The sequence below is a fragment of the Bacillus cereus group sp. N21 genome (assembly GCF_016483395.1).
In the GTDB taxonomy this organism is placed as follows: Bacteria; Bacillota; Bacilli; order Bacillales; family Bacillaceae_G; genus Bacillus_A; species Bacillus_A pseudomycoides.
Map to the genome: position 1 here is coordinate 1 of NZ_JAEHBX010000031.1, position 22,683 is coordinate 22,683.

The following is a 22,683-nucleotide window of genomic DNA, read 5'->3' on the forward strand; positions in this document are numbered from 1 at the left end:
TCCTACTAATGGGATGATTCCACCTAAGAATGATACAACTGCCATTGCGATTGCCATATTATTTCCTCCTCTTTTTTTGTATAGTAAGATATTGAACTTACATTACTGCTTTTAAAAGTTCTCCTACTAATGGGATGATTCCACCTAAGAATGATACAACTGCCATTGCGATTGCCATATTATTTCCTCCTCTTTTTTGAGTATTAAGATGTGGTAAATCTTTATACTCTTATTATAGTAAGCGCTTACATTTATATCAATATATATTTATATGCAATATTACATATAGAGAACGAAATATCACATTTTCGCATTAAGACATGTATTGGAAATTAATTGTTCCCTAAAACAAAAAAATGAACTGAATTCTCATAGACAACTGTAGTGAGATAAAATTTTTGTTTTGGGGTACTCCAAAATATTAGGTTGATGGGCATGGTATTTTAAAATCTTAGTTTGATGGGTATGCGGCAGAACCCCTACAAGAAAAGAATCGTCCTTAACAAATTGAATAGTAGATAGTAGGATACTGTACATAGCCCTTACACGATTTATAGAATGTGATTTGAAAATAAGCCGATAGTTCGTTACATATAACTTTCCGCCAATCGCTTCCTGTTTTCTAAAAGGGCTATATTTGATTTTTTCATACCAAATTCTTTAAAATCAATCATTGCATTCGCTTTTCGCTCCATAACAACTCTTTCCCCTTTAAACAAATCCTGTTGTTCTAACTGCATCACTATCCCCTCCCTTTCAAATTTCACATTTTTCTACACAATTTGATTATACTCATCTTTTTCCATTTAGAGAGTATACATTTTAAGCTGAACAACAGAATCAAACAAAAAATTTCATATAATTAAAATGAACGAAACAAAATGAAACAGAATAAAGAAAAAGGTGATTTTCCGTTCCAAATTGAACGAAAAATCACCTTTCTTGTTTTGCATTCAGCGGCCTCCTTTAACAGGAGGCTTTTTTATATTGAAAATTCAAACAATCATTATTACGATTGTCTCTCTGCTTCAATTTCTAAAGATTCTTCATGCCACCAAAGTGTTTCTTCAGGGTCTTGCTTAGCTATTTGATGTGCCTCTTTTTTCGTTTCTACGGTAGGATAAGAGCCTTTTAATGCACGCCCTGATGTGGTAACAAATAGTAAACTAAATACAACTAATCCAATTAAGCTTATACCTGTTAAATAAAATGCTGGTGCTAGAGCATTACCAGTAGCATGAACTAAGTATGAACATACAAGTGGTGTTGTACCACCAAATATGGATACAGAAATATTAAAGGATATAGAAAGTGCACGATAACGTACATCTGTGAAAAAGAGAGCTGGTAACAACGAAGGCAGTGTTCCTTCATAAACACTAAGGAAGAAACCTAAAACAAGAATACCCGCAAAAACGGCTGCAATATGCCCATTACCTATTAGTAAAAATGCTGGAATTGAACATAATGTTAAACCAAGTAAACCAAATTGTACTACACGTTTATTGCCAACCTTATCACTTAATTTACCAAAGTAAAGCGCCAATGGAATCATAAGTGCCATCGTAATTGAAATGATGATTAAACCAGTTGTTTCTTTGATTTTTAATATTTGTGTTAGATAAGAAGGGATAAAAGAAAGGATCATATAGTTAGTAATATTAAAGAAGGCAACAATTACTGTGCTAAGCAGGAAGTCCTTTTTATGATATTTTAAAATATCGATAAACGGAATTTGTTCATTGTCTTCAGATTCCTCTTGTGCTTTTTCCATCTTTTGAAAGATTGGAGATTCGTCTAAATGACGGCGTAAATATAAACCGACCAAACCAATTGGTGCAGCAATTAAGAAAGGAATACGCCATCCCCAACTAAGCATTTGTTCATCTGTTAACAATAACGTCAAAATGGTAACGATTACCGAAGCAGCAATGTAACCTGAGAGTGTTCCAATTTCAAGACCACTACCGAGTATACCACGCTTTTTATCTGGAGAAGATTCTGCGATATAAACCATTGCACCTGAATATTCGCCTCCTGTGGAAAAACCTTGAATCATTCGAGCAACTAATAATAGTATCGGTGCCCAAATACCAATTTGTTCATAAGTTGGCAGCAGTGCGATGAATAATGTAGAAAGCGCCATTAAAATAATAGTCGTACTTAAAACAATCTTTCGACCATATTTATCACCAATTCTACCAAAGAAAATACCTCCAATTGGTCGAACTAGAAAGGCGGCAGCAAATGTACCGAATGTAAGTACAAGTTGGAGACCACTATTGTGGACACCCGAGAAGAATAATTGACTTAAAGTAACCGCTAAATACGCATATAAGCCAAAGTCAAACCACTCCATTGCATTCCCAATGCCAGTAGCAACAACAGCTTTCCTCGCTTGTTTAGGATTAACAATATTCACATCTTGAGGTCCAAAATCTAAATCATTTTTTTGTTGCATATAATAAAAACAGCTCCTTATTTAATTTAAAATCATTAAGCACACCTTCTCTTATAGAATAAATTCAATACGAAGCACTTAAGGAAAAGCACCCTCTCCTTACCTGATATTATTGTTTCATAAAATCAATTCCTTGTCTAACGACATGTAGTGTAAGTTAAGTGATAAAGCGCTTTCACACAAGAAAATACGCCCTATAAATATTTCGGAAATACCCGTATACCTCCTATTTCATACCGAAATATTGAGTATTCTTCTCCTATATCAGTTATTTTCCAAATATATCGATTGTTTCTCAACATATATCCGTAATTCAATAAATTTCGTTATTTACCAAAAAAAAATAAAAAGCTACCTCAAAAAGTAGCTTTCGACAAGGAAATTCGGTCCAAAATCACATCCGGCACCTTCCCTACAATCTCCTCCCCAATCTTCAAACTCGCCGTTGCCGCTGGAGACGGGGCATTGCAAATATGCATAGAGTTTATGCCCGGGATAATACAGAAGTCATCTACCATATTTCCGTTGGATAAAATGGCTTGGGCTCTTACACCAGCATGGGTTGGAACGATATCTTTCTCTGTGAGCTCTGGTATTAAGCGCTGCAAGCTTTTGAGAAAAGATTGTTTACTGAAAGAACGAATCATTTCCTTCATGCCTTCTTTCATGTTTGGCATTGCCATTTTCCAAAAGCCGGCGTATGTCATTGTTTCCATGAAGTCTTTTATGTTAAAGTCTTTTTTTGTGTAGCCTTCGCGCTTGAAACTTAGTACTGCATTTGGCCCTGCATGTACGTCCCCATTTATCATTCGTGTAAAGTGAACGCCTAAGAATGGGAAGTCTGGGTTTGGAACAGGATAGATTAAGTGTTTTACAAGGTGGCGCTTTTCTGGAACGAGTTCATAATATTCGCCTCGGAACGGGACGATTTTCATGTCTGTTAGTATTCCTGTTTTTTTGGCGATTCGGTCGCTATGTAGTCCGGCGCAGTTAATGAGAAATTTCGTTTCAAAGGCACCTTTGTTTGTTTCGATTGTAACGAAATCTTTGTGTTCAAAAATTTGTTCTGCCTTTGTGCCTAAGTGTACTTCTCCTCCGCTTTCCTCTATAAAACGTGCAAATGTATGACTGACTCCTTTATAATCGGCGATGCCGCAGGAAGGAACGCGAATAGCTCCTAATCCTTTTACATGAGGCTCGATTTCCGCTAGTTCTCCTTTGTCGATTTTCGAAATATGTAACCCATTTTGCAGGCCTCTTTCATACAGATTATGTAAAAGAGGAATTTCTTCTTTTTCTGTCGCCACGATCACCTTGCCGCACATGTCATAGGCAATGCCATTTTCTTTGCAGAACTCCACCATCGCTGCGTTTCCTTCTTTCGCAAATTTCGCTTTATAGCTGCCCGGTTTATAATAAATACCGGAATGAATGACACCGCTATTATGTCCTGTTTGATGATGCGCAAGTTCGTCCTCTTTTTCGATGACTGCGATTTTGGCATGAGGAAATTTTTTCGTTAAGGCCATTCCAGTTGAAAGGCCGACAATTCCTCCGCCGATAATTAGAAAATCATACATTTAACTTCCCCCTTATGTCTGTATCCCCTATATTAGGAAAGGCAGGCCTTGTTGAAAGACCCGCCACATGTATTATTTAGAAAAACAGCCGCGCTGGCGCATAAGCTCTCGATATAAATCTTTGTTTTTCTCAAAAGGAGCGCGCCCGTGCATCCAAAAGAGATTGTTTAATAGAACGAGATCTCCAACTGGTAATTTTAATGCGTGCGTTGCTGGAGAGTTCTCCACAGAGTGTGATAATTCCTTCAAATATGTTGCCTGTTCAATATTATCTGGATAAGCGAATTGATCAATAAAACAAATACACGGTGCATTGTTTACATCAAAAAATGTTTCACGGTAGACGATTTCCTGCGCATTTTTACTTGGAGGTGCTTTGTATGTGACTTTGACAGATGCGAGTGGATGCTTTCGAAACTTCTCAAGCTCTTCCCAATCATCTAAATGAAGTAAACGTGATTCACCCCCTACCGCATTCTTTTCCTCAAATTTCATCATAAGGAGCCAATCTGTCGGTTCGTCAACAAATGTCCCGTCTGTATGAAGCGTGAATAATCGATATGCTTGGCGAAGGTAAGAATCACTGCCATCTGTATCTTTCACATTAAATCTCGCGTAGTACGTTCCTGTCATTGCATCAAAGTTAGGTGTACCAATTAAATGTGTTAATGCCGTTGCAAATTTCACATAGTCTCCTGCATCTATCGTTTCGCCTTGTACACCAATTGTAAACCCGCCTGTTTCCCGGTCGTGAATAATACCGCGAACATTTTCCATAAACGATTCACCAAAGAATTTTTTCATTTGATCAGCGAGGATAAAGCGAGAATACGGAATATATTGTAAGGATTGCTCCGAATGTTCTTTTACCTCTGCGAAAAATTGCTGAAGCAATTGCTGATCTAACACAATATGATACAAACGTTTATGTTCTGGATGAGGAACAATTTCATAGCCCTCATATTTCTTCGCAAATTTCATCTTCACTACTTGCTCTGTAATCACTGACATGTTATTTCCTCCTTTAGTTTAAATAAAACGAAAAAGCCAGTCATACGCATCTACAATACAAATCGTAGAAAACGTACAACTGGCTTTAAATTACGAGTGTTCTTTAATCTCTTAAAGTACAGTAATAATAGACAGTTTTTTTATGAAAATATGTGCAAAATAGAAAATGAAGATCGGATATAGAGAAGGCTAATTTCTCATATGGATCTTATCACTTTATAATTAAATGATAATTCAAAATATTTATACTGTCAATATGTTTTTATTATTTATTTCCATGCAGTTAGAGTTAGCCATAATACTTAATTTCAGCATTCTCTTTCTTTGCTCGAATCGTAATTCTTCCAGTGAATTGTGGTGGATTTTCATAATTTTTTTCAACTTCATCAAACATAGCATTTAAAATTGATTCCAACTCACCTAATGTCGTATCTTTTGATAAGCCATTTACTCTTGCAATTTCAATACTTTTAAAAGCACCATCAACATTTACTAGATCTTCTTCACCGAATCCTTTCACTTCAAACTCTACTTTCATTTTCTCCAAGTCATTCCCTCCTTCTGAAAAGTGCTCTTTAGTAGAAGAGCAATCCTACTTTTATTGTATATGAAGCGGTAAGAGCTGACACTATATTTATTTATTATAATTTTCTCATTTTAAAGAGCCTTCTTTTAACATATGCTTTTCATTTTCCTTCTTCCGCCCACATACTTTACACATATTACAAGTTTTCACTACATCATTTTTCGCGCACCCTCTTTTTTGTTTTACATCTTCGTTTGATTTTGACATATTCTTTCCTCCTCATTAGATAAAAATAAAAAAGCCAGTTATATTTCGCTCATCAAATAAGCTGAAATATAACTGGCTCTTGTTTATGAATGCTCTTTAGAAAGTAAAGCGTAATAAACTAGGCAGTTTGTTATAGATTTGTTTCTTCATATTCTTCTTGTGGCTTTTCGCCGTTTACATAGCTTGTATATTGGCGATACAAATCTTTTACCGCACTAATAATCGCATTTTGTGCTTTTCCTTGATAGTGATACGAGATTTCTTGCGTGATCTCTTCAATGCCATCTCGTAAACTATGTCCTCTTAACATTTGAGCAATAAAGTCTCTTCCATGTTCAGTAGCAAGGGTACATGACGCTTCAATAATAACGTGATATTTGTGATCTGCCTCTATTGTAATTGTTAATGTTTCATAGACACTCCGTACAGCCATCCCTTTCGGAAGTCTTGAGTGTCCTGCCATGAAAAAAGTACCTTTACGCATGTTCATCCCCCATTTTATAACTTATACTTGATCGATATATACTGTCTTCACTCGTGTATAAAATTCTGCAGCTGTTTTTCCTTGTTCACGTGGTCCTGCACTAGAATTTTTCATTCCGCCAAACGGAACTTGTGGCTCTGCTCCTGCCGTTTCTGAGTTGACATGAACCATCCCAACCTCCATATCGTCAATAAACTGCTGGGCCAGGCTGAGATTATTTGTACAAACAGATGCACTCAGTCCGTATTCTGTATCGTTCGCTAAATGAATCGCTTCTTGATAATTGTTCACCTTAAACAAACAGATAACAGGACCGAAGATTTCTTCTTTCGCAATTCGTGCATCTTGCGGTACGTCTTCAAAAATAGTCGGTAAAACATAATATCCTTGTTTTAACTCATCTTCTTCTGGTGCACTACCTCCGCAAAGTAAAGAAGCCTCTTTCTTTCCTGCTTCAATCATCGATAAAACAGAGTGCTGCTGGTTCTCGGATACGCACGGCCCCATAAACGTAGCATTTTCTAATGGATTTCCAACTTTAAGAGCTTCTGTGCGTAACAGGAGTTGATTACGAAATTCCTCATAAATTTCATCTTCAATAATCACTCTGCTTGTCGCTGTGCATTTTTGTCCTGTTGACATGAATGCACCTCTTATCGCAATATCGACTGTCTTCTGGGTATCGGCATCCTTTAATACGACTAATGGGTTTTTTCCTCCCATTTCTAATTGCACCTTTTTCCCGCTTGCAATCGCCGTTTGTTGAATGGTTTTTCCGACGCTATTCGAACCAGTAAAGGATATCGCTTTTATATCAGGATTTTCTGTTAATTCCGTTCCAACGACTGAGCCTTTTCCAAAAACACAATTGATAACCCCAGCAGGAATTCCTGCCTCGTGAAAAGCATTCACAAGATGATACACGGATTTTGGTGTAATTTCAGCAGGTTTAATGACAACCGTATTTCCATAAATAAGTGCTGGCGCCATTTTCCATGCTGGAATCGCAATTGGGAAATTCCATGGTGTAATGAGTCCGACTGGTCCAACCGCGACGCGCTTACTATAGAGCATTGTTTTCGGATTTGCAGAAGGGATCATTTCCCCTACCGGCTGATTTGCTTCCCCCGCATAGTATTCCAAAATGCTGATTGCTCGCTTCGTCTCGCCGATTCCTTCGGCAAGTGTCTTTCCTTCTTCACTTGTTAAATCTTGACCGATTTCCGTCACTCGTTCTTTTAAAATTGCGGCTGCTTTCCACAAATAGCTAGCACGCTCATGAAATGATAATCCTTGCCAACTTTGAAACGCTTCTTTCGCGGATGCAATCGCGGATTGTGTATCCTCTCTTGAGCTTAGTGGAAATTCTCCCAACACGTCTCCGTTATGCGGATTGTAATTTTTCGAATATTGATTCGCAGATGGCTCTTTCCACTGGCCGTTTATATAATTTAAAAACCTCATTTCTCTGCCTCCATCATCGTTTCCTATTTTGATAGTTTCGCAATTGCCGTTTCAAGAATATGAAGACCTTCCTCCAGCTGTTCATCTGTGATAACAAGCGGCGGTAAGAAACGAAGGACATTACCATAAATACCAGCGCTTATTGTGATTACACCTTTGTTATGTGTTTCTTGCATAATCGCTTTTACTTCTTCTGTTGCTGGCTCTTTCGTATTTCGATCCTTTACAAGTTCGATCGCCGTCATAGCTCCAAGGCCTCTCACATCTCCAATACATTCGTACTTCTCTTTCCAGCCATTAAATACTTCCATCATCCGATTCCCGATTACTCTAGCACGTTCTACTAACTGCTCTTCTTCTATTACATCTAAAACAGCGAGTGCAGCTGCGCAAGCAACCGGGCTTCCCGAAAAAGTGCCGCCAAGTTGTCCCGGCCCAGGTGCATCCATCAATTCCGCTCTTCCTGTCACTGCGCTAAGCGGCATACCTGCAGCAATGGATTTTGAAAATGTCATTAAATCAGGAGCAACGCCAAAATGATCCATTGCGAACAAATTTCCTGTACGAGCAAAACCCGTTTGAATTTCATCAGCAATCATGATAATTCCATATTTATCACAAAGGTTTCTGACGCCTTGTATAAACGTTGCACTTGGAACAATAAATCCACCTTCCCCTTGAAGCGGTTCCAAAATAATGGCAGCGATATTATCACTTGCCACTTCCTCTAACATAAAACGCTCGAAATACGCTAAAATTTGCCCATCTACTTCTTCTTTCGTCATGCCGTCTTCCGCGCGGTAATAATACGGATAAGGCAGCTTGTATACATCTGATGCAAATGGACCAAATCCATGCTTATAAGGTTTTACCTTACTCGTAAGAGACATTGTCAGAAGTGTCCGCCCATGATATGCACGCTCAAATGAAACGATGGCACTGCGCCCAGTCGCTTTCCTAGCGATTTTTACAGCGTTCTCTACCGCTTCAGCCCCGCTATTTGCAAACATTGTTTTTTTCTTAAAATCTCCTGGCGTTAATTCATTCAATCTCTCAGCCAACTCAATATAGCTTTCATACGGCGCTACATGAAAACAACTATGAATAGAAGATTCCACTTGGCTTTGAATGGCTTGTACTACTTTCGGATGACAATGCCCGACATTTTGCATACCAATCCCGCCTGCAAAATCTATTAATTCGTTACCATTTACATCCGTAATGATTGCCCCTTTTGCCGACCCGACATATAACTGCGTAATATTATAAGGACCCCCAGGCACTGCATTGTTTCTTCTCTCATGTAGACTATTAGATTTTGTCGTTACAATATTTTGTTTTTCTTTTAACATGGAACATACCCCTTTCTTACTCCTTCTCTAAACTAACTTTCGAATCTTGTATAATCGTAAAATCTTCTTTTATTGGCACTCGCTTATTTCTATCTCTTAGGAAATAGATTGCGATTACTACGGCAGTTGCTAACATCGTCATATAAAATTGCATACGCATATCCGCTATAAACGCTTGTGCAACAAATATCGTAATGATCATCGCAAGTGTTGCATATGTGAGATAAGGGAATAACCACATTTTCACCTTTAGTTTCCCTGGATCTTCTCTTTCAGCTTTTCTTCTCAACCTGATATGAGAAACGGCAACGAACATATACATCAGCATCGTAACGCCGCCTGAGCTATTCGCTAAAAAAGCAAATAGTTTATCAGGAGATATAAACTTTAGCATGGCGCAAATGAATGCGAAGATGATACTTGCATAGATCGCCCAAACTGGTGTCCCTCTACTGTTTAACTTTGAAAAAATAAAAGGAGCGTCTCCCTTTTTCGCAAGTGAAAATAACATACGAGAACTCGTGTATATTCCGGAATTCATAACCGAAAGGAGCGACAGAAATACAACCCCATTCATGATTTCCGCAGCCGCAGGGATTCCTGCCATCTGAAATAAACTTGCATACGGCAATTTCAATAATTCTGCATTGTTCCACGGCATAAAAATGACCAAAATCGATACAGACCCTACAAAGAAAATCATAAGACGCCATACAACACTGTTAATCGCTCTTATTACATTCTTCTCTGGATTATCAGACTCTCCGGCCGCAATCGCCGCTACTTCACTCCCCGATAAAGAGAAAGAAATAAACACAACGCTAAGTAATACTGGCATAATTCCTTTTGGAAAAAAGCCCCCGTTTTCAGAGATCATTGAAAGATCCGGTCTATCTACATTAGGCACAAGTCCAAAAATCATAGAAACTCCTAAAACTAAAAATGCTAGAATCGCTACAACTTTAATAAACGCTAACCAATATTCAAACTCCCCATATAACTTCACTGAATAAACATTTGTCATTGTCATCATGATAATCACGAACAAACTCGCTATCCATGTTGGTATGGAAGGAAACCAATTATTGATCATCACTCCTAACAATACCGCTTCGATTGCGATAATGATGAGCCAATTGAACCAGTATAACCAACCGATTGTGTACCCTGCCCAAGGTCCAATTGCCTTATGTGCATATGTTGAGAATGAACCACTATCAGGGTTTACCGCAGCCATCTCCCCGAGCATCCGCATCACAAGTACAACCATTAAAGCGCCAATGATATAGGACAAAATGGCCGCTGGACCGGTTGATTGAATAATTGTCCCACTTCCTACAAATAATCCGCCCCCGATTACCCCACCAATTGAAATCATCGTGATATGTCTGGTTTTTAAGTCTTTTTGCAATTCTTGTTTTTCTTTCGCCAAAAAGATCACCAACCTATAAGTATTTATTTTCATAAATCCTTTTCTTAAAGTGAGCATACATAAGATTGAAATATCCCCATTATTGATAACGCTTTCTTAAAATCCTCCTATAAATAGGAACAATAAAAAGAGCCAGAAAAACAATGTACAAAGTTACATTGGATTTTACTGTCTCTATCCTTATGGCTCGTCTTCCTGCTAAGGAAGTTCAAGTGGAAAGAAGCCAATCATCCTCGATTAAATTGAACGAAATCATATCCGGGCATGCAGAGAGGCTAATCACTGTCATCCGATGATAAACTAATAATAATACAAATAGACTGAATATTCAACATTTATTTTAAATTCAGTTATATAGTATTGAAAACGAAATTTATCAATTCTAAAACATATACTGTTTAAAAGCAAAAAAAGGAAGTGATCTCCATGTATTTTGGAACAAAAGGATGGTACGTAGCTGAACTGAAAAAATTAGGAGTTCGTTATTTTGAAGGACGGAAGTTAGAGAGCTATCGAGGGCATGTTTTACGTAATTTATTAGCTGCAAAGCAAGAAGAACTCAAAGAAAAGTAATCTATTATGATTCATCGATAAAACGATATCGACTGTTCTTTCAAATATATCGGCGATTTTTCAAATATATCGACCGTTTCTCACCATATTCGGAATGCGTTTGTCCGTTTGGCAACAATCAAGCAGAGCGTGACTTGCGAATGGCCAAGGTAAAGGAAAATATCTCTGGTACCTTTCGAAACGAACAGGATGGCGTTGTATTTTGTCGCATTCGCAGTGTAGTTTCTACAATTAAACAATTCCTTTGAGTGATAAAGAAAAAAGTGATTGGCATATATACCAATCACTTTCCTTTTTTCATTACAAAAGACTTCCCCTATTCACAAACAAGAATTTCCCTAGAAAATGTCCCTTTTTTCGCTATACAGCGGTCTGTAATTTCAAATCCAGCTTCTTTAATCATGTGATCCATTGTCTCAATGGTTACAACAATTACTTTTTTCGCAAAACGACGCGCATGTGTAAGAATTGAGAATTGATCTTCTGGTGTCGCATGTGTAAATAAATTGTACGGCATATCGATAATTGCTACATCGTAATTAGTTGTGACATCCGCAATCGGCCCTACCGTTACGTCTCCTTCAAATCCAAAATGCGCAATATTCTCTCTAGATCCAATTACAACAAGAGGATTTATATCCCGGCCCACGATGTCAATTCCCATGGACAGTGCCTCTACCAGTACCGTTCCTATACCACAACACGGGTCAATCGCTTTGACTCCATCAGGATTTGGCACAGCGATATTCGCAACAGCTCTCGCAACACGTGTGCTAAGTGACGTAGAATAGCTGCGTGGTTTTTTCACGTGATGATACCAAACAGCTTCACTTTCAATATATTCTCCAAAATACCAACGACCACCAAGAGGAACAATTCCAAATACACGCTCTGGATGATGCACGTCCGCTTCCCCTTCAATCTGCATGCCGATTTCTCTCTCAATTACACGCCTCTGTCCGTATTCTATCTTGTTCGATTCATTGAGGTCATTAATTTTAACAAAAATAACTTTGAATGTAGCTCCTGCCAAATCAATTTGTTCTACTTGTTCTAAAATATTTGCCAAGTCGTCTCCTTCATACATCACTTCGATTCGTTCTTTCATAAACGGACTTCGGCTCGGCTCAATTTTAACATTACTTTTCAAAATGTTAACATGAGACTCAACTCCAAAAAGAGAGCGCATCTCCATATAACATAAAGATCGTTCATCCTCGCGGAATGCATACGTATATATAAATGCCGGTGTTGTGCTGTGATTATTCAATCTGTTCGCATCCTTTATCATTTTAAATTGTTCTTCCTTATCATTCTCAGTAGCACCATATAACATGAAATATATGAAAAAGGGACGAATAAGCCGAGGCAAGTTTGTCTCTTTTTATTAGTCCTTTTCATCGGATTCTTTACTTATTAAAGAGCATTTTATTTCTAGGAATTAGTTCGTATTCCCAACTCCTTACAATCGCTCACATACTCTTTTAATAAAGTTAAATGATATCATATGATTCAAATAAAGTGAAACTTTAATCACACTCACCTATCCTCTTTGCTTTTGCTGAATTTCGAAGCGGGAGTCTTACTGCCCGCGAATAGCGGAATAAAAAAAGTGATTGGTATACAACTACCAATCACTCCTTCAGAAAAGCATTCCTCTTCTATTCTTCTATTAAATCCGATAGCACATAAGCAAACACAAGCGCCTCTGTATGTGCAATCGAACTCTCATGTGTACGCTCAAATGCATGAGAAGAATCAATTCCTGCTCCAATTAGCGCGTGTTTCACATCAAATCCTGCGCGGATTGCTGCGGATGCATCTGATCCGTAGTATGGGTAAATATCTACTTTATATTCAATGTTGTTTGCTTTCGCAAGTTCCACTAAATGCTTGCGTAAACCGTAGTGGTATGGGCCGCTAGAGTCTTTCGCACAGATGGATACTGTGTATTCATCTGATGCTTGACCATCTCCTAATGCTCCCATGTCGACAGCTAAGTATTCTACTGTTTCTTCTGGGATGTTGGAATTACCACCATACCCGATTTCTTCATTATTAGAGATTAAGAAATGTGTTGTGTATGGCAATGTAATGTTTTCATCTTGTAATCTTTTAATTAATTTTAGTAGAATTGCCACGCTTACTTTGTCGTCTAGGTGACGTGATTTTATGTAGCCGCTCTCTGTAATTTGGACACGTGGGTCGAATGAGACAAAGTCCCCTACTTCGATTCCTAGTTCACGAACTTCATCTGCTGAAGATACGCGCTCATCGATACGAACTTCAATATTTTTTTCATCACGTTTTGCTTCACCTGCGTCTTTGTATACATGGACAGATGTTTGGTGCATTAAAATTGTACCCGTATATGTTTTTCCGCTCGCTGTTTCGATTTCGCAATATTCTCCTTCAACAGAGTTCCAGCGAAACCCGCCAATCATGGATAGGCGAAGGCGACCGTCAGATTTAATTTCTTTTACCATTGCACCTAAAGTATCAACGTGAGCAGTTAGTAAACGATGCTGATCAACGTTTTTCCCTTTTAACGTCAAAATAAGCGCACCTTTATTGTTACGCTTCGTTTCTACATTCCACTCTTTTACATAGTTTTCAATAAAGTTAATGATTTTACCTGTATTTCCAGATGGACTTGGGATGGAAACAAGCTGTTTAATAAGTTCCATTGTTTCTTTTGCATGATGTGCCAATGTAGGTTCCTCCACTTCATTTTTCTAATATTCAGTATACAGGAATCATTAGAAAACCACCACTTATAGATGGCGTTTCTCCTATATAGCCTTTATTTTAAACAACATTTTTTATATTTCTTTCCACTTCCGCATATACATGGATCCTCTCTCCCACCCCAAAAAAGAAAGGGTTTATATCGGTTTTTCACTATATATATTGATTTCCCAATATATCAGTCGCTGCTATGAAAACAAAAAGAGACCTCCTCTCATTCTCTCCCTTTGTTTTAAACCCGGTATGGGGCAGAAAAAGGCACTGACCGCTTCTACGCATGGACGGACTCTCTTTACACCTTAAAATAGGAAAGAATAAATAAAATTGGTTTAATATACATAAATTAATGTAATTACCAATTACGTGCACCTTTCTTCTTGTATATAATGTATAGTTATTATATACAAGAGACGTTTTTGAAGAGGATTCAGGAGAATAACAGTAGATGTTTTTCAGAAGCCCCTCGTTATTTACTTATATAGGGAGGGAATTCAATCATTCTTTATTAAAAACAATGCTCCCCCAAAAATGACTCTGTTAAGAGCAAAAAACTTTTGGTGCAATCCGACACCTCTCATTCAGATACAAAATTAAAGGCCTTTAAATTTAGATAGGCGATTTACATATAATTTAAATATTTTAATTTTATAATAAATCCTATATAATAGTTAAAATCCACAGAAAATAGGAGGTCATTCTATGAATAAAAAGTTTGAAATATTAATGAAAGTTACGCCTTTCCTAAGTGTACTTTTTATCTTAATTGGCTTAATTATAGGAGTATTAGGTGCATTGGACCATAATGTAAAAACATTGACTGCATCACTATTTCTAATTGTACAATCTGTACTTGTAATAACATATGCTAAGTCGTTTAAAAAAATATGGGGAAAATAAGTCTCATTCTCCCATGATAATTTACTTGCGTTTTCTTATGCGAATTGGCTTGCTAGAGTGCCAAAAATACTTATATATCAACAAGCTAAATGGGTTACGAAATCATTTGCGATTTCGTAACCCATTTAGCTTATTGTTTGTTGTTTTGTACGCCAAAAGAGAACGTTTTACTCTCATTCTCTCCCTTTGTTTCAAACCCAGCACGGGGCAGAAAAAAGCCGAGTCCGCTTCTACGCATGGACGAATCCTCTCTTCCACCCAAAAACAGAAAGGTTTTATATCTCTATATAATTCACAGTTAACTACTCCTCCGAAACATCCAGCAAGTAAATCCCTCTTTGGAACCCACCGCGTTCTTCTTCTTTTTGCTTACGAAGACGCTCAATATCTTCAAATGTTGCGCCTTCTGCACGGGCTAGTGAGATGATGACTTCTAGTGCATCAGCCAGTGAATCTAATGCGTGTTCACGTTCTTTCATTGAGGCGAATTCACGAATTTCCTCTGTTCCGATTTTCGCTAATGCTTGTATGTATGCTTGACCAGTTAATTTTTTTGAAGTATATGTTTTTCCAGACATTAAAATCTTTTCTGGAACGAGATCTCTAACTAGTTTATTATAAGTTGACATAGTTCTACCTCCACCAAAATATCATACTTATACTATAGCATATCTTCTTTCCATATTTAGTAGCATCCTAGCTCTGCTTTATAGAAAAACCATTTCTTTTTCACACACGCACTCATCATATCAATCCCCGTTCCATGAGCTTGTACTTGAGGAAAGAAGTAATGATCTGGTTCGTTATTTTCTGTTCCATACAATGTTTGATAAGCTACAGGAAGTGCTTCTTTCTCTATATTTCTTTCCTTCGTAATTTCTCCCCCTGTAGCAACCTTAGGATGGCCCTCAAAAAATAACGCCGTGCGAACAGCAAGCGTTGGTGTGCTATGTAGAGCAAAATAGATTAGCATAAATAAACCGATAATAACTATAACTTTTCTTTTCATCTTTTCCCTCATTACTTAAAAAAGTGCTAACACTTAGGATGTGTTAACACTTTTTCTTTTTTTATTCCCCTTTAAACGCAGGCGGACGTTTTTCTAAAAATGCAGTAATTCCTTCTTTATGGTCAGCTGTTCTTCTCATTTCGTATTGTCCGCGCTTTTCAAGCTGAAGCGTTTGTTCTAAGCTTGAGCGATTGACTTCGCATAAAATTTGTTTCGTTTGAATCATGGATTTAATTGGTTTTTGAAGCCATTCATTTATTTTTTGTTTTACAGCACCTTGGAAGTTTTCTCCGATAACTTCGTCAATTAATCCAAGCTCTAGCGCTTCTGTTGCTGGTAACTTTTTACCTTCCCAAATGATTTGTTTTGCCATATTTTCACCGAGACGTTTTTGTAAGAAGAAATGCCCCCCGCCGTCTGGTATTAAAGCGATTCCAATAAAATTCATCGCAATGATAGATGAAATGTCTGCCAATACATAATCAGCTGTTAACGCAATACTTAAACCAAGCCCCGCAGTTGGGCCATGAATTGCACTGATCACAAGTTTTGGCATTGTATATAACGTTACAACAATTTCAGAAATGGTATTCATGATACTTTCAAATTTGCTTTCATCATTACTAGAAAGCATAGATTTAATGTCTCCACCCGCAGAAAAACCACGTCCATTCCCGCATAATACGACAATATGAACGGAACTCTCAGCTACTTCTTTCAGCTTTGCTAACAATTCTTTGAGCGTAGGCTCATCTAATGCATTTAATACTTCCGGGCGATTCATCATAATCGTTGCTACTCGTCCTTCATATTTCACAACTACAGACTCGGCTTTACTTTTTACTTCCATTATATATCCCTCTTTCTTCCTTAAAGATTATACTTATATAATTAAAGAAAAGATGTGTAAAATCCTTCTTTTTTCGTAATTTTCTGTCTAATAAACTCGAAAATTTACATATTCCCTATTATGAATGAAAGAAAATAACTTCTTTTCAAGAGATTTGCCACATATCCTCGTCTATTTACCATTATAATAAAATGGTGTATTCTTATGTTGATGTATCAAATGGACATAGAAATTCGTTCATCCAATCATGCGAAAATGAAGAAATGGAGGAAAACATGGTTAACAAGTTGAAACAAACGAATAACTACTTCCCACATTTCCTGTTACTATTCATCGTGTTGCAACCAGTTTTAGATTTATTAACATCTTTCTCTATCTACACATTACACATGAGTGCGACAGTCGGAATTGTAGTAAGATTTGCCTTTATGACTCTCGCTTTAGGATATCTACTTTTTAATTGGAAACAACCTGGTAATAAGAAATATATTTTCTATCTAGTCTTGCTCGGTATCGTACTTGCTGCTGGACTTGTAAACAATATGATCGTCAAGCACCCCGTTTCTTTTGGCGAGGAAATTAAATTCATTTTGAAAAGTACATATCCAATCGTTTTATTGTTTGGGTATATTCTTGTATTTAAAGAACTAAAAGATAAACAGTATGCTTCTGATAAACTCATTACATATTTCTTATATGCATCGTTAATTGTAAGTATAGTTATGATTGTATCTATAGCATCCGGAACAGATTTCTCAAGTTATTCATACGAAAAAACCGGCTCTAGAGGATGGTTCTTCGCGGGAAATGAATTGAGTTCTATTTTAGCAATCACGTTCCCAATGGTTGTACTCTACTCTGTACAGAAAACAACTTCTTTTTCTAAAGTATACTACTGGATTCCAACAATTTTAGCGATGTATGCCAGTATTATGGTCGGAACAAAAGTGGGCTATGGAGCAATTATCCTTACACTAGGCGTTGCACTTCTCTTTTCTATTATTGAATATATGATGCAACGTAAAAAAGTAGGTAAAGGAATTACACATCTTGTTAATACCTTTGTTGCTCTTGTTGTACTAGGTGGTTTATTGGCAGTCACACCACTTACTCCTATTGCAAAAAATATGGGCATTCATTTACAAATATATGAAGATAAAAAATTAGCAAGCGAAGAACAAGCAAGAAAAGAAGGGAAAGTAATTACAGAGGATCCTGAAGAAGCAAAAAGACGTGCAGAAGGAAAATTAACAAGTGGAGAAATGAATAGTTTAATTTATAGTGACCGTGATAAATTCTTACAAGTGTATAAACAATACTATAAAGAAGCCCCTACATCACAAAAGTTATTCGGTATGGGATACGCAGGAAACTATAAAGATAAAGATGCAGTTAAACTAATTGAAATGGACTTTCATGATTTATTCTTTTCATTTGGAATCATTGGTTTTCTGCTTTATCTGTTACCATTTGTTTATTTTGGCATTCGATTATTCATTCGCGTCATTACGAATTTCAAATCCATTATAACTGTAAGATATATGCTCCTTGCCAGTGTGCTAGTATTAGCACTAGGTATTGCCTTTACGGCTGGACATGTATTAACCGCACCAGCTGTTAGTATTTTCTTTGTCGTAATATTAGCCTATGTCATTGTTGATTTAAAAGCAGATTAAGAAAACGCTACAAGCAGCATCCAATTATGTGGATGCTGCTTTTCATCATTTCAATTCTACTTTTCGTTCACCATTTGTAACTTTTTTCTTTGTTCATCATTTGCCAAACTTAGCAGCGTCTGTTCAACATGCGGCTGTAAATGCTCAAGCGTTACACTTGCACCCATTTTCTCCGTATGATCCACAAAGTTTAATAGCGCCATCGCTCCCGAAGTATCCATATAATGCACATCATTCAAACGTAATGTCAAATGAGATTTGACTTCTTGCAAAGAAGAGAAAATACGGTCAACAGATAGAAAGGAAAGCGGCCCCCGAATCATATACAATGCATCTTCCCCTTCTTCTTTTACAATAGAAGCTTTTCGTTCTTTACATTGCACTATATATAAAATGAAGGAAAGCACTATGCCAAACGCAACCGCAATCATTAAATCAAATTTCACTGTAATCACCATTGTTAAAAACATAACGACAGTATCACCTTTTGGGGCTACATGCATCTTTTTCATGCTATCCCAATCAAACATTCCGATACCTGTTAAAATTAAAATACCCGATAGTACTGCAAGTGGAATATATTGTACAACCGCACCAAGTCCAATAATGAAAATAAATAAAATGATGCTATGCATACAAGCTGACAATGCTGTTTTCCCGCCACTTCTTATATTCACAATCGATCTTACAGTTGCTCCTGCTCCTGCTAATCCGCCAAACAATCCACTCATGATATTCCCTAACCCTTGGCCAATCAATTCTTTATTACTTTTATGGCGCGTACCTGTTACGTTATCCATCACAACAGATGTTAATAAAGAGTCAATTGATCCTAATAATGCGATACTAAGTGCTGGAAAAATAAGTTCAAGCACTACTGATCCACTAAAAGATGGTACATGAAGAGAAGGTATTGCTTCTGGAATTGCTCCAATTTTTTCAATCATCTTGTTTAGAGGAATCGTTCCCACAAAAGGTAATTGAATCGTAAGTCCTTGTAATACATGAGAAAATAATGGCAATGTTGCCGTAACTCCAACTAACGCAATTAGACTCGCCGGAATCGCTTTAATCCACTTCCCTGCAACAAGCATAACGAGAATTGTTAACAGAACAAGTAAAAAGCTATTCTTTACATGCTTCATTTCACCTAAAATAATGATAAGTGCAATTCCATTCATAAACCCTGAAACAACGGAATATGGAATATAACGTATATAAGCTCCAAGCTTACATACACCAAATAAAATTTGAAACAACCCGGCCATCATAAATGCGATAAAACTTGCTTCGAGTCCATGAGTTGCGATAACTCCTGTCGCAATCACCGTAATTGGACCTGTAGGACCTGTTACTTGCCCTGCTGTGCCACCAAACAGCGCTGCAAATAATCCCGCAAAAATCGCACCATACAATCCGACTAACGCTCCTTCAGATGTCCCCGTTGCGGCAATCCCAAATGCAATTGCGAGCGGCAGTGCAACAATCGCCACGGTAAAACCCGCTAAACATTCTTTTGCTATTTTTTGAACCATAAAAAAATCACCTCTACATAAAATGAAACTTTAATCAGTGGGGGGTCTTCAGCCCCACTGATTATTATCCCTTACCAATCGGGCTTTTACTGACAGTTCTTCTCTCACTAACTTCCTTGCTTTCGCTAAATTTTGAGGTAGAAGTGTTACATGCAGGATAATGTCCACGTTCCATTGTAACGTGAGAAAGGCGCGTTCGTCAGCGCCTTTTAGAAGAAACTCTTTACAGTATCGTGAAGTAACCGTCTTCATTTTTCACATTCCTTTCTCGCTAACGCTTTAGAAAAAAATCCCCCTATGCTATAATGAACGGATTAAATCTTTTACTATATATTTGGAGGCACTATGCTAACTTTTGAAGAAAAATTATCGATTATCGAATCTTTCCCGCAATTAGAAAGAAAGAACGTGTCATTAAAACGTGTAAACTTTCACTTTGAAGAAAGTCGCTTAGACAAAAAGAACGTTGTTTATCATTTACATCCAAATGGGAATGGTTTCGTATACGCTAGCGGCATTAACGGTTATAAAACAGACGATAAAGGCATGGTTAACATCCGTGAATTTTCAGCAGATGAACTACGCTCATTAATTCAAAAATCAATTGAACTTCTATCCCAAGAACCGGAAGAAGTAGTCGCACAGGCTGCACCTACTAAAGAAGAAGAATGGCATAATGAAGACGGCCATATTCTTACTCTTATCCAAGAAGACGATATGTGGAATGTGTACGCAGGTAGTAACTTAGACGGAACATTCAATTCCTATCCAGAAGCTGCAGAATACCTTGATGAAGAAGGTTTCTCACGCAAATAAAAAAAATGCCTTTCCAAATTGGAAAGGCATTTTTTTTATTGTTTAGCACCTTTTAATGACTCTCTAAGTACAAATTTCTGCAATTTCCCACTCGCATTACGAGGAAGTTCATCTGCAAATACGTAGTGGCGTGGTCGTTTATAGTCTGCTAATTCATCACTTTCTTTACAATACTTTTCTAAATCTTCCGCCGTAATATGTTCATCCTTTTTGACCACTACCGCAACAACACGTTCACCCCATAATTCATCTGGTTCACCAAGTACTGCAACATCTAGTATCCCAGGATGACTATGCAGGAAATCTTCAATTTCACGCGGATAAATATTTACCCCGCCGCTAATGACCATATCATCCAAACGATCGGCAACGTATAAATAACCATCTTTATCTAAATAACCTAAATCACCTGAGTGATACCATCCTTTATACATAGACTTTGCTGTTGCTTCTTCACGATTATGATATCCTGCCATCATAGTTGGTCCACGTGAAATAATTTCTCCCACTTCATAAGGTGGTAACACGTCATCTGGTTCTGCCGGCCCCTCTTCGTTCGGTTTTACAATTCGAATTTCATGACTAAAACAAGGCGTTCCAGCTGAACCAGCTTTCGTAATTTGATCTTCTTCTACTAAGAATGCAATAACGGGACCCATCTCTGTCATTCCATAAATTTGAACAAGATCGATATGCAGACGCTCTTTACATTCTTTTACGAGCGCTGGTGCCATCGCAGCTCCGCCATATACTCCAATTTTCATCGACCGTAATTCATATTGTGATAAATCCTCTTGTAACAGCATATTCCACATCGTTGGCGCCGCAAAGAATGTTGTAATCTTTTCCTTTTGAATTGTATGTAAAACCGTCTCTGTATCAAAGTGGTGTAAAATGATATTTTTCCCACCCACTTGAATTCGTGGTATGATACCAGCATTTAATTCACCGCAATGATATAACGGTGCTACTGCAAGGCCAATACTATCACGGTTATATTTTAAGAAATACGTGCAAATCATACTATGTTCAGCCATATCACGATGACGATGTAGCACCCCTTTTGGATGACCCGTTGTACCACTTGTATAGAGCATCGAACAATAATCTGTTTCCTTAACGACAATATCCACTGCCTCAGATGAAGCTGCATTTACCTTTTCATGATAAGAAGCAGCGTATGAAGGCGCGTCATCTTCTATGTACCAAAAAGAACTATTTGGGAAATCTCGTTCAATGGCAGCAACTGTCTGTTCAACGGCTTTTTCAAATACAACGACTTTTGAGGATGCATCCATGAGGATATAAGCTACTTCTTTTGCTTTTAGACGGAAATTAATCGGATTGAAAATCGCACCGATTTTCGCACAAGCAAGGTAAACGTTTACAAATTCACGGCAGTTATATAAATAAACAGATACAGTATCTCCTTTTTTCACACCTTCTGCTAATAATGCTTGCGCCGTTTTATTGATCTGTTCATCCCATTCTTTATATGTCCAACGAATGTTCTTTTCTGGTTCTACTAACGCTTCTTTATTTGCATATTTCCCTACCGTTAAATCAAAAATCCTCCCAATCGTCATATACATGTCAAAATATGCCCCCTTTTAACTTTCATAATTCTATCATTTCGTCTATAAGTAGACATTTCCTCTACATTTTTACCTTCTTTTTCTGATCATTCTCGACAGCGTTTTACAAATATATATTCATTTTGATTTGTAGGCATACACGTATCTGCTATGAAAACAAAAGGAGTTCTCCACTCATTTTCTCCCTTTGTTTTTACTTGGCCTGGGGCTAAAAAAGCAATCTATGCATGGACGGATTCTCTCTCCCATCCAAAGAATGGTTTTTATTAAAAAAAGAGACTGAAACCTAAAAACTCGCAATATGCGAACCTTTAGGCCAGCCTCATACTCCGCTTTAACGGGCAGTAATACTCCCACCTTAAATTTTAGCAGAAGCCAAGAAGTTAGGTGTGAGATAAACTGCCCGT

23 protein-coding genes are annotated in these 22,683 nt (G+C 37.4%); 4 read left to right on the forward strand and 19 right to left on the reverse strand.

Going from position 1 to position 22,683, the window contains the following annotated elements:
- Window positions 1-587: 587 nt before the first annotated feature.
- The 10 genes from JDS96_RS17390 to JDS96_RS17435 all read right to left on the reverse strand — a co-directional run bounded on the left by JDS96_RS17390 (window position 588) and on the right by JDS96_RS17435 (window position 10,610).
- Window positions 588-740 carry a hypothetical protein gene (locus JDS96_RS17390; RefSeq protein WP_199667576.1) on the reverse strand — a complete coding sequence of 51 codons (153 nt, stop codon included), beginning with the start codon at window positions 738-740 and terminating at the stop codon, window positions 588-590.
- A gap of 269 nt (window positions 741-1,009) precedes the next feature.
- A complete protein-coding gene (locus JDS96_RS17395; protein WP_018767091.1) occupies window positions 1,010-2,461 on the reverse strand; it encodes an MFS transporter in 1,452 nt (483 codons plus the stop codon).
- A gap of 356 nt (window positions 2,462-2,817) precedes the next feature.
- Window positions 2,818-4,041 (reverse strand): L-2-hydroxyglutarate oxidase, encoded by a 1,224-nt coding sequence (lhgO, locus tag JDS96_RS17400; RefSeq protein WP_199667577.1) that lies wholly within the window; start codon window positions 4,039-4,041, stop codon window positions 2,818-2,820.
- A 72-nt stretch (window positions 4,042-4,113) separates the two neighbouring features.
- Window positions 4,114-5,052, reverse strand: coding sequence for a glutarate dioxygenase GlaH (gene glaH / locus JDS96_RS17405; RefSeq protein ID WP_199667578.1), 939 nt, complete (start codon window positions 5,050-5,052; stop codon window positions 4,114-4,116).
- Between the two features lie 289 nt (window positions 5,053-5,341).
- The gene (locus JDS96_RS17410; RefSeq protein ID WP_018767088.1) at window positions 5,342-5,599 is read right to left on the reverse strand and encodes a hypothetical protein; all 258 of its coding nucleotides are present in this window, start codon (window positions 5,597-5,599) and stop codon (window positions 5,342-5,344) included.
- A gap of 105 nt (window positions 5,600-5,704) precedes the next feature.
- Window positions 5,705-5,845: a hypothetical protein gene (locus JDS96_RS17415; RefSeq protein ID WP_003206022.1), complete on the reverse strand. Its 141-nt coding sequence runs from the start codon at window positions 5,843-5,845 to the stop codon at window positions 5,705-5,707.
- A 130-nt stretch (window positions 5,846-5,975) separates the two neighbouring features.
- Window positions 5,976-6,329: a DUF3870 domain-containing protein gene (locus JDS96_RS17420; RefSeq protein ID WP_003206024.1), complete on the reverse strand. Its 354-nt coding sequence runs from the start codon at window positions 6,327-6,329 to the stop codon at window positions 5,976-5,978.
- A 21-nt stretch (window positions 6,330-6,350) separates the two neighbouring features.
- Complete coding sequence (locus JDS96_RS17425) at window positions 6,351-7,793, reverse strand: aldehyde dehydrogenase family protein (protein ID WP_003195551.1); 1,443 nt, start codon at window positions 7,791-7,793, stop codon at window positions 6,351-6,353.
- A gap of 23 nt (window positions 7,794-7,816) precedes the next feature.
- Entirely contained in the window at window positions 7,817-9,145 is a 1,329-nt protein-coding gene (gene gabT, locus JDS96_RS17430; RefSeq protein WP_199667579.1) for a 4-aminobutyrate--2-oxoglutarate transaminase, read from the reverse strand.
- 16 nt (window positions 9,146-9,161) lie between these two features.
- Window positions 9,162-10,610 carry an amino acid permease gene (locus JDS96_RS17435; protein ID WP_033794534.1) on the reverse strand — a complete coding sequence of 483 codons (1,449 nt, stop codon included), beginning with the start codon at window positions 10,608-10,610 and terminating at the stop codon, window positions 9,162-9,164.
- Between the two features lie 393 nt (window positions 10,611-11,003).
- On the opposite strand from JDS96_RS17435, the gene JDS96_RS17440 reads away from it, so the two are divergent.
- Window positions 11,004-11,150, forward strand: a complete 147-nt coding sequence (locus JDS96_RS17440; RefSeq protein WP_006093693.1) for a YflJ family protein — start codon at window positions 11,004-11,006, stop codon at window positions 11,148-11,150.
- Between the two features lie 316 nt (window positions 11,151-11,466).
- On the opposite strand, the gene JDS96_RS17445 is transcribed toward JDS96_RS17440, so the two are convergent.
- The 3 genes from JDS96_RS17445 to JDS96_RS33280 all read right to left on the reverse strand — a co-directional run bounded on the left by JDS96_RS17445 (window position 11,467) and on the right by JDS96_RS33280 (window position 14,052).
- Window positions 11,467-12,420, reverse strand: a complete 954-nt coding sequence (locus tag JDS96_RS17445) for a TRM11 family SAM-dependent methyltransferase (protein ID WP_033796971.1) — start codon at window positions 12,418-12,420, stop codon at window positions 11,467-11,469.
- 391 nt (window positions 12,421-12,811) lie between these two features.
- Complete coding sequence (locus tag JDS96_RS17450; protein WP_199667580.1) at window positions 12,812-13,861, reverse strand: M42 family metallopeptidase; 1,050 nt, start codon at window positions 13,859-13,861, stop codon at window positions 12,812-12,814.
- A gap of 92 nt (window positions 13,862-13,953) precedes the next feature.
- Window positions 13,954-14,052: an SEC-C metal-binding domain-containing protein gene (locus tag JDS96_RS33280; RefSeq protein ID WP_199667581.1), complete on the reverse strand. Its 99-nt coding sequence runs from the start codon at window positions 14,050-14,052 to the stop codon at window positions 13,954-13,956.
- 545 nt (window positions 14,053-14,597) lie between these two features.
- On the opposite strand from JDS96_RS33280, the gene JDS96_RS17460 reads away from it, so the two are divergent.
- Window positions 14,598-14,795 (forward strand): hypothetical protein, encoded by a 198-nt coding sequence (locus JDS96_RS17460; protein WP_003206043.1) that lies wholly within the window; start codon window positions 14,598-14,600, stop codon window positions 14,793-14,795.
- A gap of 302 nt (window positions 14,796-15,097) precedes the next feature.
- Here JDS96_RS17460 and JDS96_RS17465 read toward each other — a convergent pair whose 3' ends face one another.
- From JDS96_RS17465 to JDS96_RS17475, 3 genes are all read right to left on the reverse strand, one after another.
- Complete coding sequence (locus JDS96_RS17465; RefSeq protein WP_003195533.1) at window positions 15,098-15,424, reverse strand: nucleoside triphosphate pyrophosphohydrolase; 327 nt, start codon at window positions 15,422-15,424, stop codon at window positions 15,098-15,100.
- Window positions 15,425-15,480: 56 nt separating this feature from the next.
- Window positions 15,481-15,804 carry a hypothetical protein gene (locus JDS96_RS17470; RefSeq protein ID WP_098101221.1) on the reverse strand — a complete coding sequence of 108 codons (324 nt, stop codon included), beginning with the start codon at window positions 15,802-15,804 and terminating at the stop codon, window positions 15,481-15,483.
- 61 nt (window positions 15,805-15,865) lie between these two features.
- Window positions 15,866-16,654, reverse strand: a complete 789-nt coding sequence (locus JDS96_RS17475; RefSeq protein WP_003195529.1) for an enoyl-CoA hydratase — start codon at window positions 16,652-16,654, stop codon at window positions 15,866-15,868.
- A 275-nt stretch (window positions 16,655-16,929) separates the two neighbouring features.
- Here JDS96_RS17475 and JDS96_RS17480 point away from each other — a divergent pair, with 275 nt between their 5' ends.
- Window positions 16,930-18,330, forward strand: a complete 1,401-nt coding sequence (locus JDS96_RS17480) for an O-antigen ligase family protein (RefSeq protein ID WP_199667582.1) — start codon at window positions 16,930-16,932, stop codon at window positions 18,328-18,330.
- A 56-nt stretch (window positions 18,331-18,386) separates the two neighbouring features.
- Here JDS96_RS17480 and JDS96_RS17485 read toward each other — a convergent pair whose 3' ends face one another.
- Together JDS96_RS17485 and JDS96_RS17490 are read right to left on the reverse strand one after the other, a co-directional pair.
- A complete protein-coding gene (locus JDS96_RS17485; protein WP_003195526.1) occupies window positions 18,387-19,865 on the reverse strand; it encodes a SulP family inorganic anion transporter in 1,479 nt (492 codons plus the stop codon).
- Between the two features lie 48 nt (window positions 19,866-19,913).
- Window positions 19,914-20,117, reverse strand: coding sequence for a hypothetical protein (locus JDS96_RS17490; protein ID WP_097786744.1), 204 nt, complete (start codon window positions 20,115-20,117; stop codon window positions 19,914-19,916).
- A gap of 93 nt (window positions 20,118-20,210) precedes the next feature.
- Here JDS96_RS17490 and JDS96_RS17495 point away from each other — a divergent pair, with 93 nt between their 5' ends.
- Window positions 20,211-20,681 (forward strand): hypothetical protein, encoded by a 471-nt coding sequence (locus tag JDS96_RS17495; RefSeq protein ID WP_003195524.1) that lies wholly within the window; start codon window positions 20,211-20,213, stop codon window positions 20,679-20,681.
- A gap of 35 nt (window positions 20,682-20,716) precedes the next feature.
- Here JDS96_RS17495 and JDS96_RS17500 read toward each other — a convergent pair whose 3' ends face one another.
- Window positions 20,717-22,273 carry a fatty acid--CoA ligase gene (locus JDS96_RS17500; protein ID WP_097786743.1) on the reverse strand — a complete coding sequence of 519 codons (1,557 nt, stop codon included), beginning with the start codon at window positions 22,271-22,273 and terminating at the stop codon, window positions 20,717-20,719.
- Window positions 22,274-22,683 lie beyond the last annotated feature (410 nt).

Coding starts and splice junctions, on each gene's coding strand:
- JDS96_RS17390 (WP_199667576.1), bottom strand. CDS start 740: ATGCAGTTAGAACAACAGGATTTGTTTAAAGGGGAAAGAGTTGTTATG.
- JDS96_RS17395 (WP_018767091.1), bottom strand. CDS start 2,461: ATGCAACAAAAAAATGATTTAGATTTTGGACCTCAAGATGTGAATATT.
- lhgO (WP_199667577.1), bottom strand. CDS start 4,041: ATGTATGATTTTCTAATTATCGGCGGAGGAATTGTCGGCCTTTCAACT.
- glaH (WP_199667578.1), bottom strand. CDS start 5,052: ATGTCAGTGATTACAGAGCAAGTAGTGAAGATGAAATTTGCGAAGAAA.
- JDS96_RS17415 (WP_003206022.1), bottom strand. CDS start 5,845: ATGTCAAAATCAAACGAAGATGTAAAACAAAAAAGAGGGTGCGCGAAA.
- JDS96_RS17420 (WP_003206024.1), bottom strand. CDS start 6,329: ATGCGTAAAGGTACTTTTTTCATGGCAGGACACTCAAGACTTCCGAAA.
- JDS96_RS17425 (WP_003195551.1), bottom strand. CDS start 7,793: ATGAGGTTTTTAAATTATATAAACGGCCAGTGGAAAGAGCCATCTGCG.
- gabT (WP_199667579.1), bottom strand. CDS start 9,145: ATGTTAAAAGAAAAACAAAATATTGTAACGACAAAATCTAATAGTCTA.
- JDS96_RS17435 (WP_033794534.1), bottom strand. CDS start 10,610: ATGAAAATAAATACTTATAGGTTGGTGATCTTTTTGGCGAAAGAAAAA.
- JDS96_RS17440 (WP_006093693.1), top strand. CDS start 11,004: ATGTATTTTGGAACAAAAGGATGGTACGTAGCTGAACTGAAAAAATTA.
- JDS96_RS17460 (WP_003206043.1), top strand. CDS start 14,598: ATGAATAAAAAGTTTGAAATATTAATGAAAGTTACGCCTTTCCTAAGT.
- JDS96_RS17465 (WP_003195533.1), bottom strand. CDS start 15,424: ATGTCAACTTATAATAAACTAGTTAGAGATCTCGTTCCAGAAAAGATT.
- JDS96_RS17470 (WP_098101221.1), bottom strand. CDS start 15,804: ATGAAAAGAAAAGTTATAGTTATTATCGGTTTATTTATGCTAATCTAT.
- JDS96_RS17475 (WP_003195529.1), bottom strand. CDS start 16,654: ATGGAAGTAAAAAGTAAAGCCGAGTCTGTAGTTGTGAAATATGAAGGA.
- JDS96_RS17480 (WP_199667582.1), top strand. CDS start 16,930: ATGGTTAACAAGTTGAAACAAACGAATAACTACTTCCCACATTTCCTG.
- JDS96_RS17485 (WP_003195526.1), bottom strand. CDS start 19,865: ATGGTTCAAAAAATAGCAAAAGAATGTTTAGCGGGTTTTACCGTGGCG.
- JDS96_RS17490 (WP_097786744.1), bottom strand. CDS start 20,117: ATGAAGACGGTTACTTCACGATACTGTAAAGAGTTTCTTCTAAAAGGC.
- JDS96_RS17495 (WP_003195524.1), top strand. CDS start 20,211: ATGCTAACTTTTGAAGAAAAATTATCGATTATCGAATCTTTCCCGCAA.
- JDS96_RS17500 (WP_097786743.1), bottom strand. CDS start 22,273: ATGTATATGACGATTGGGAGGATTTTTGATTTAACGGTAGGGAAATAT.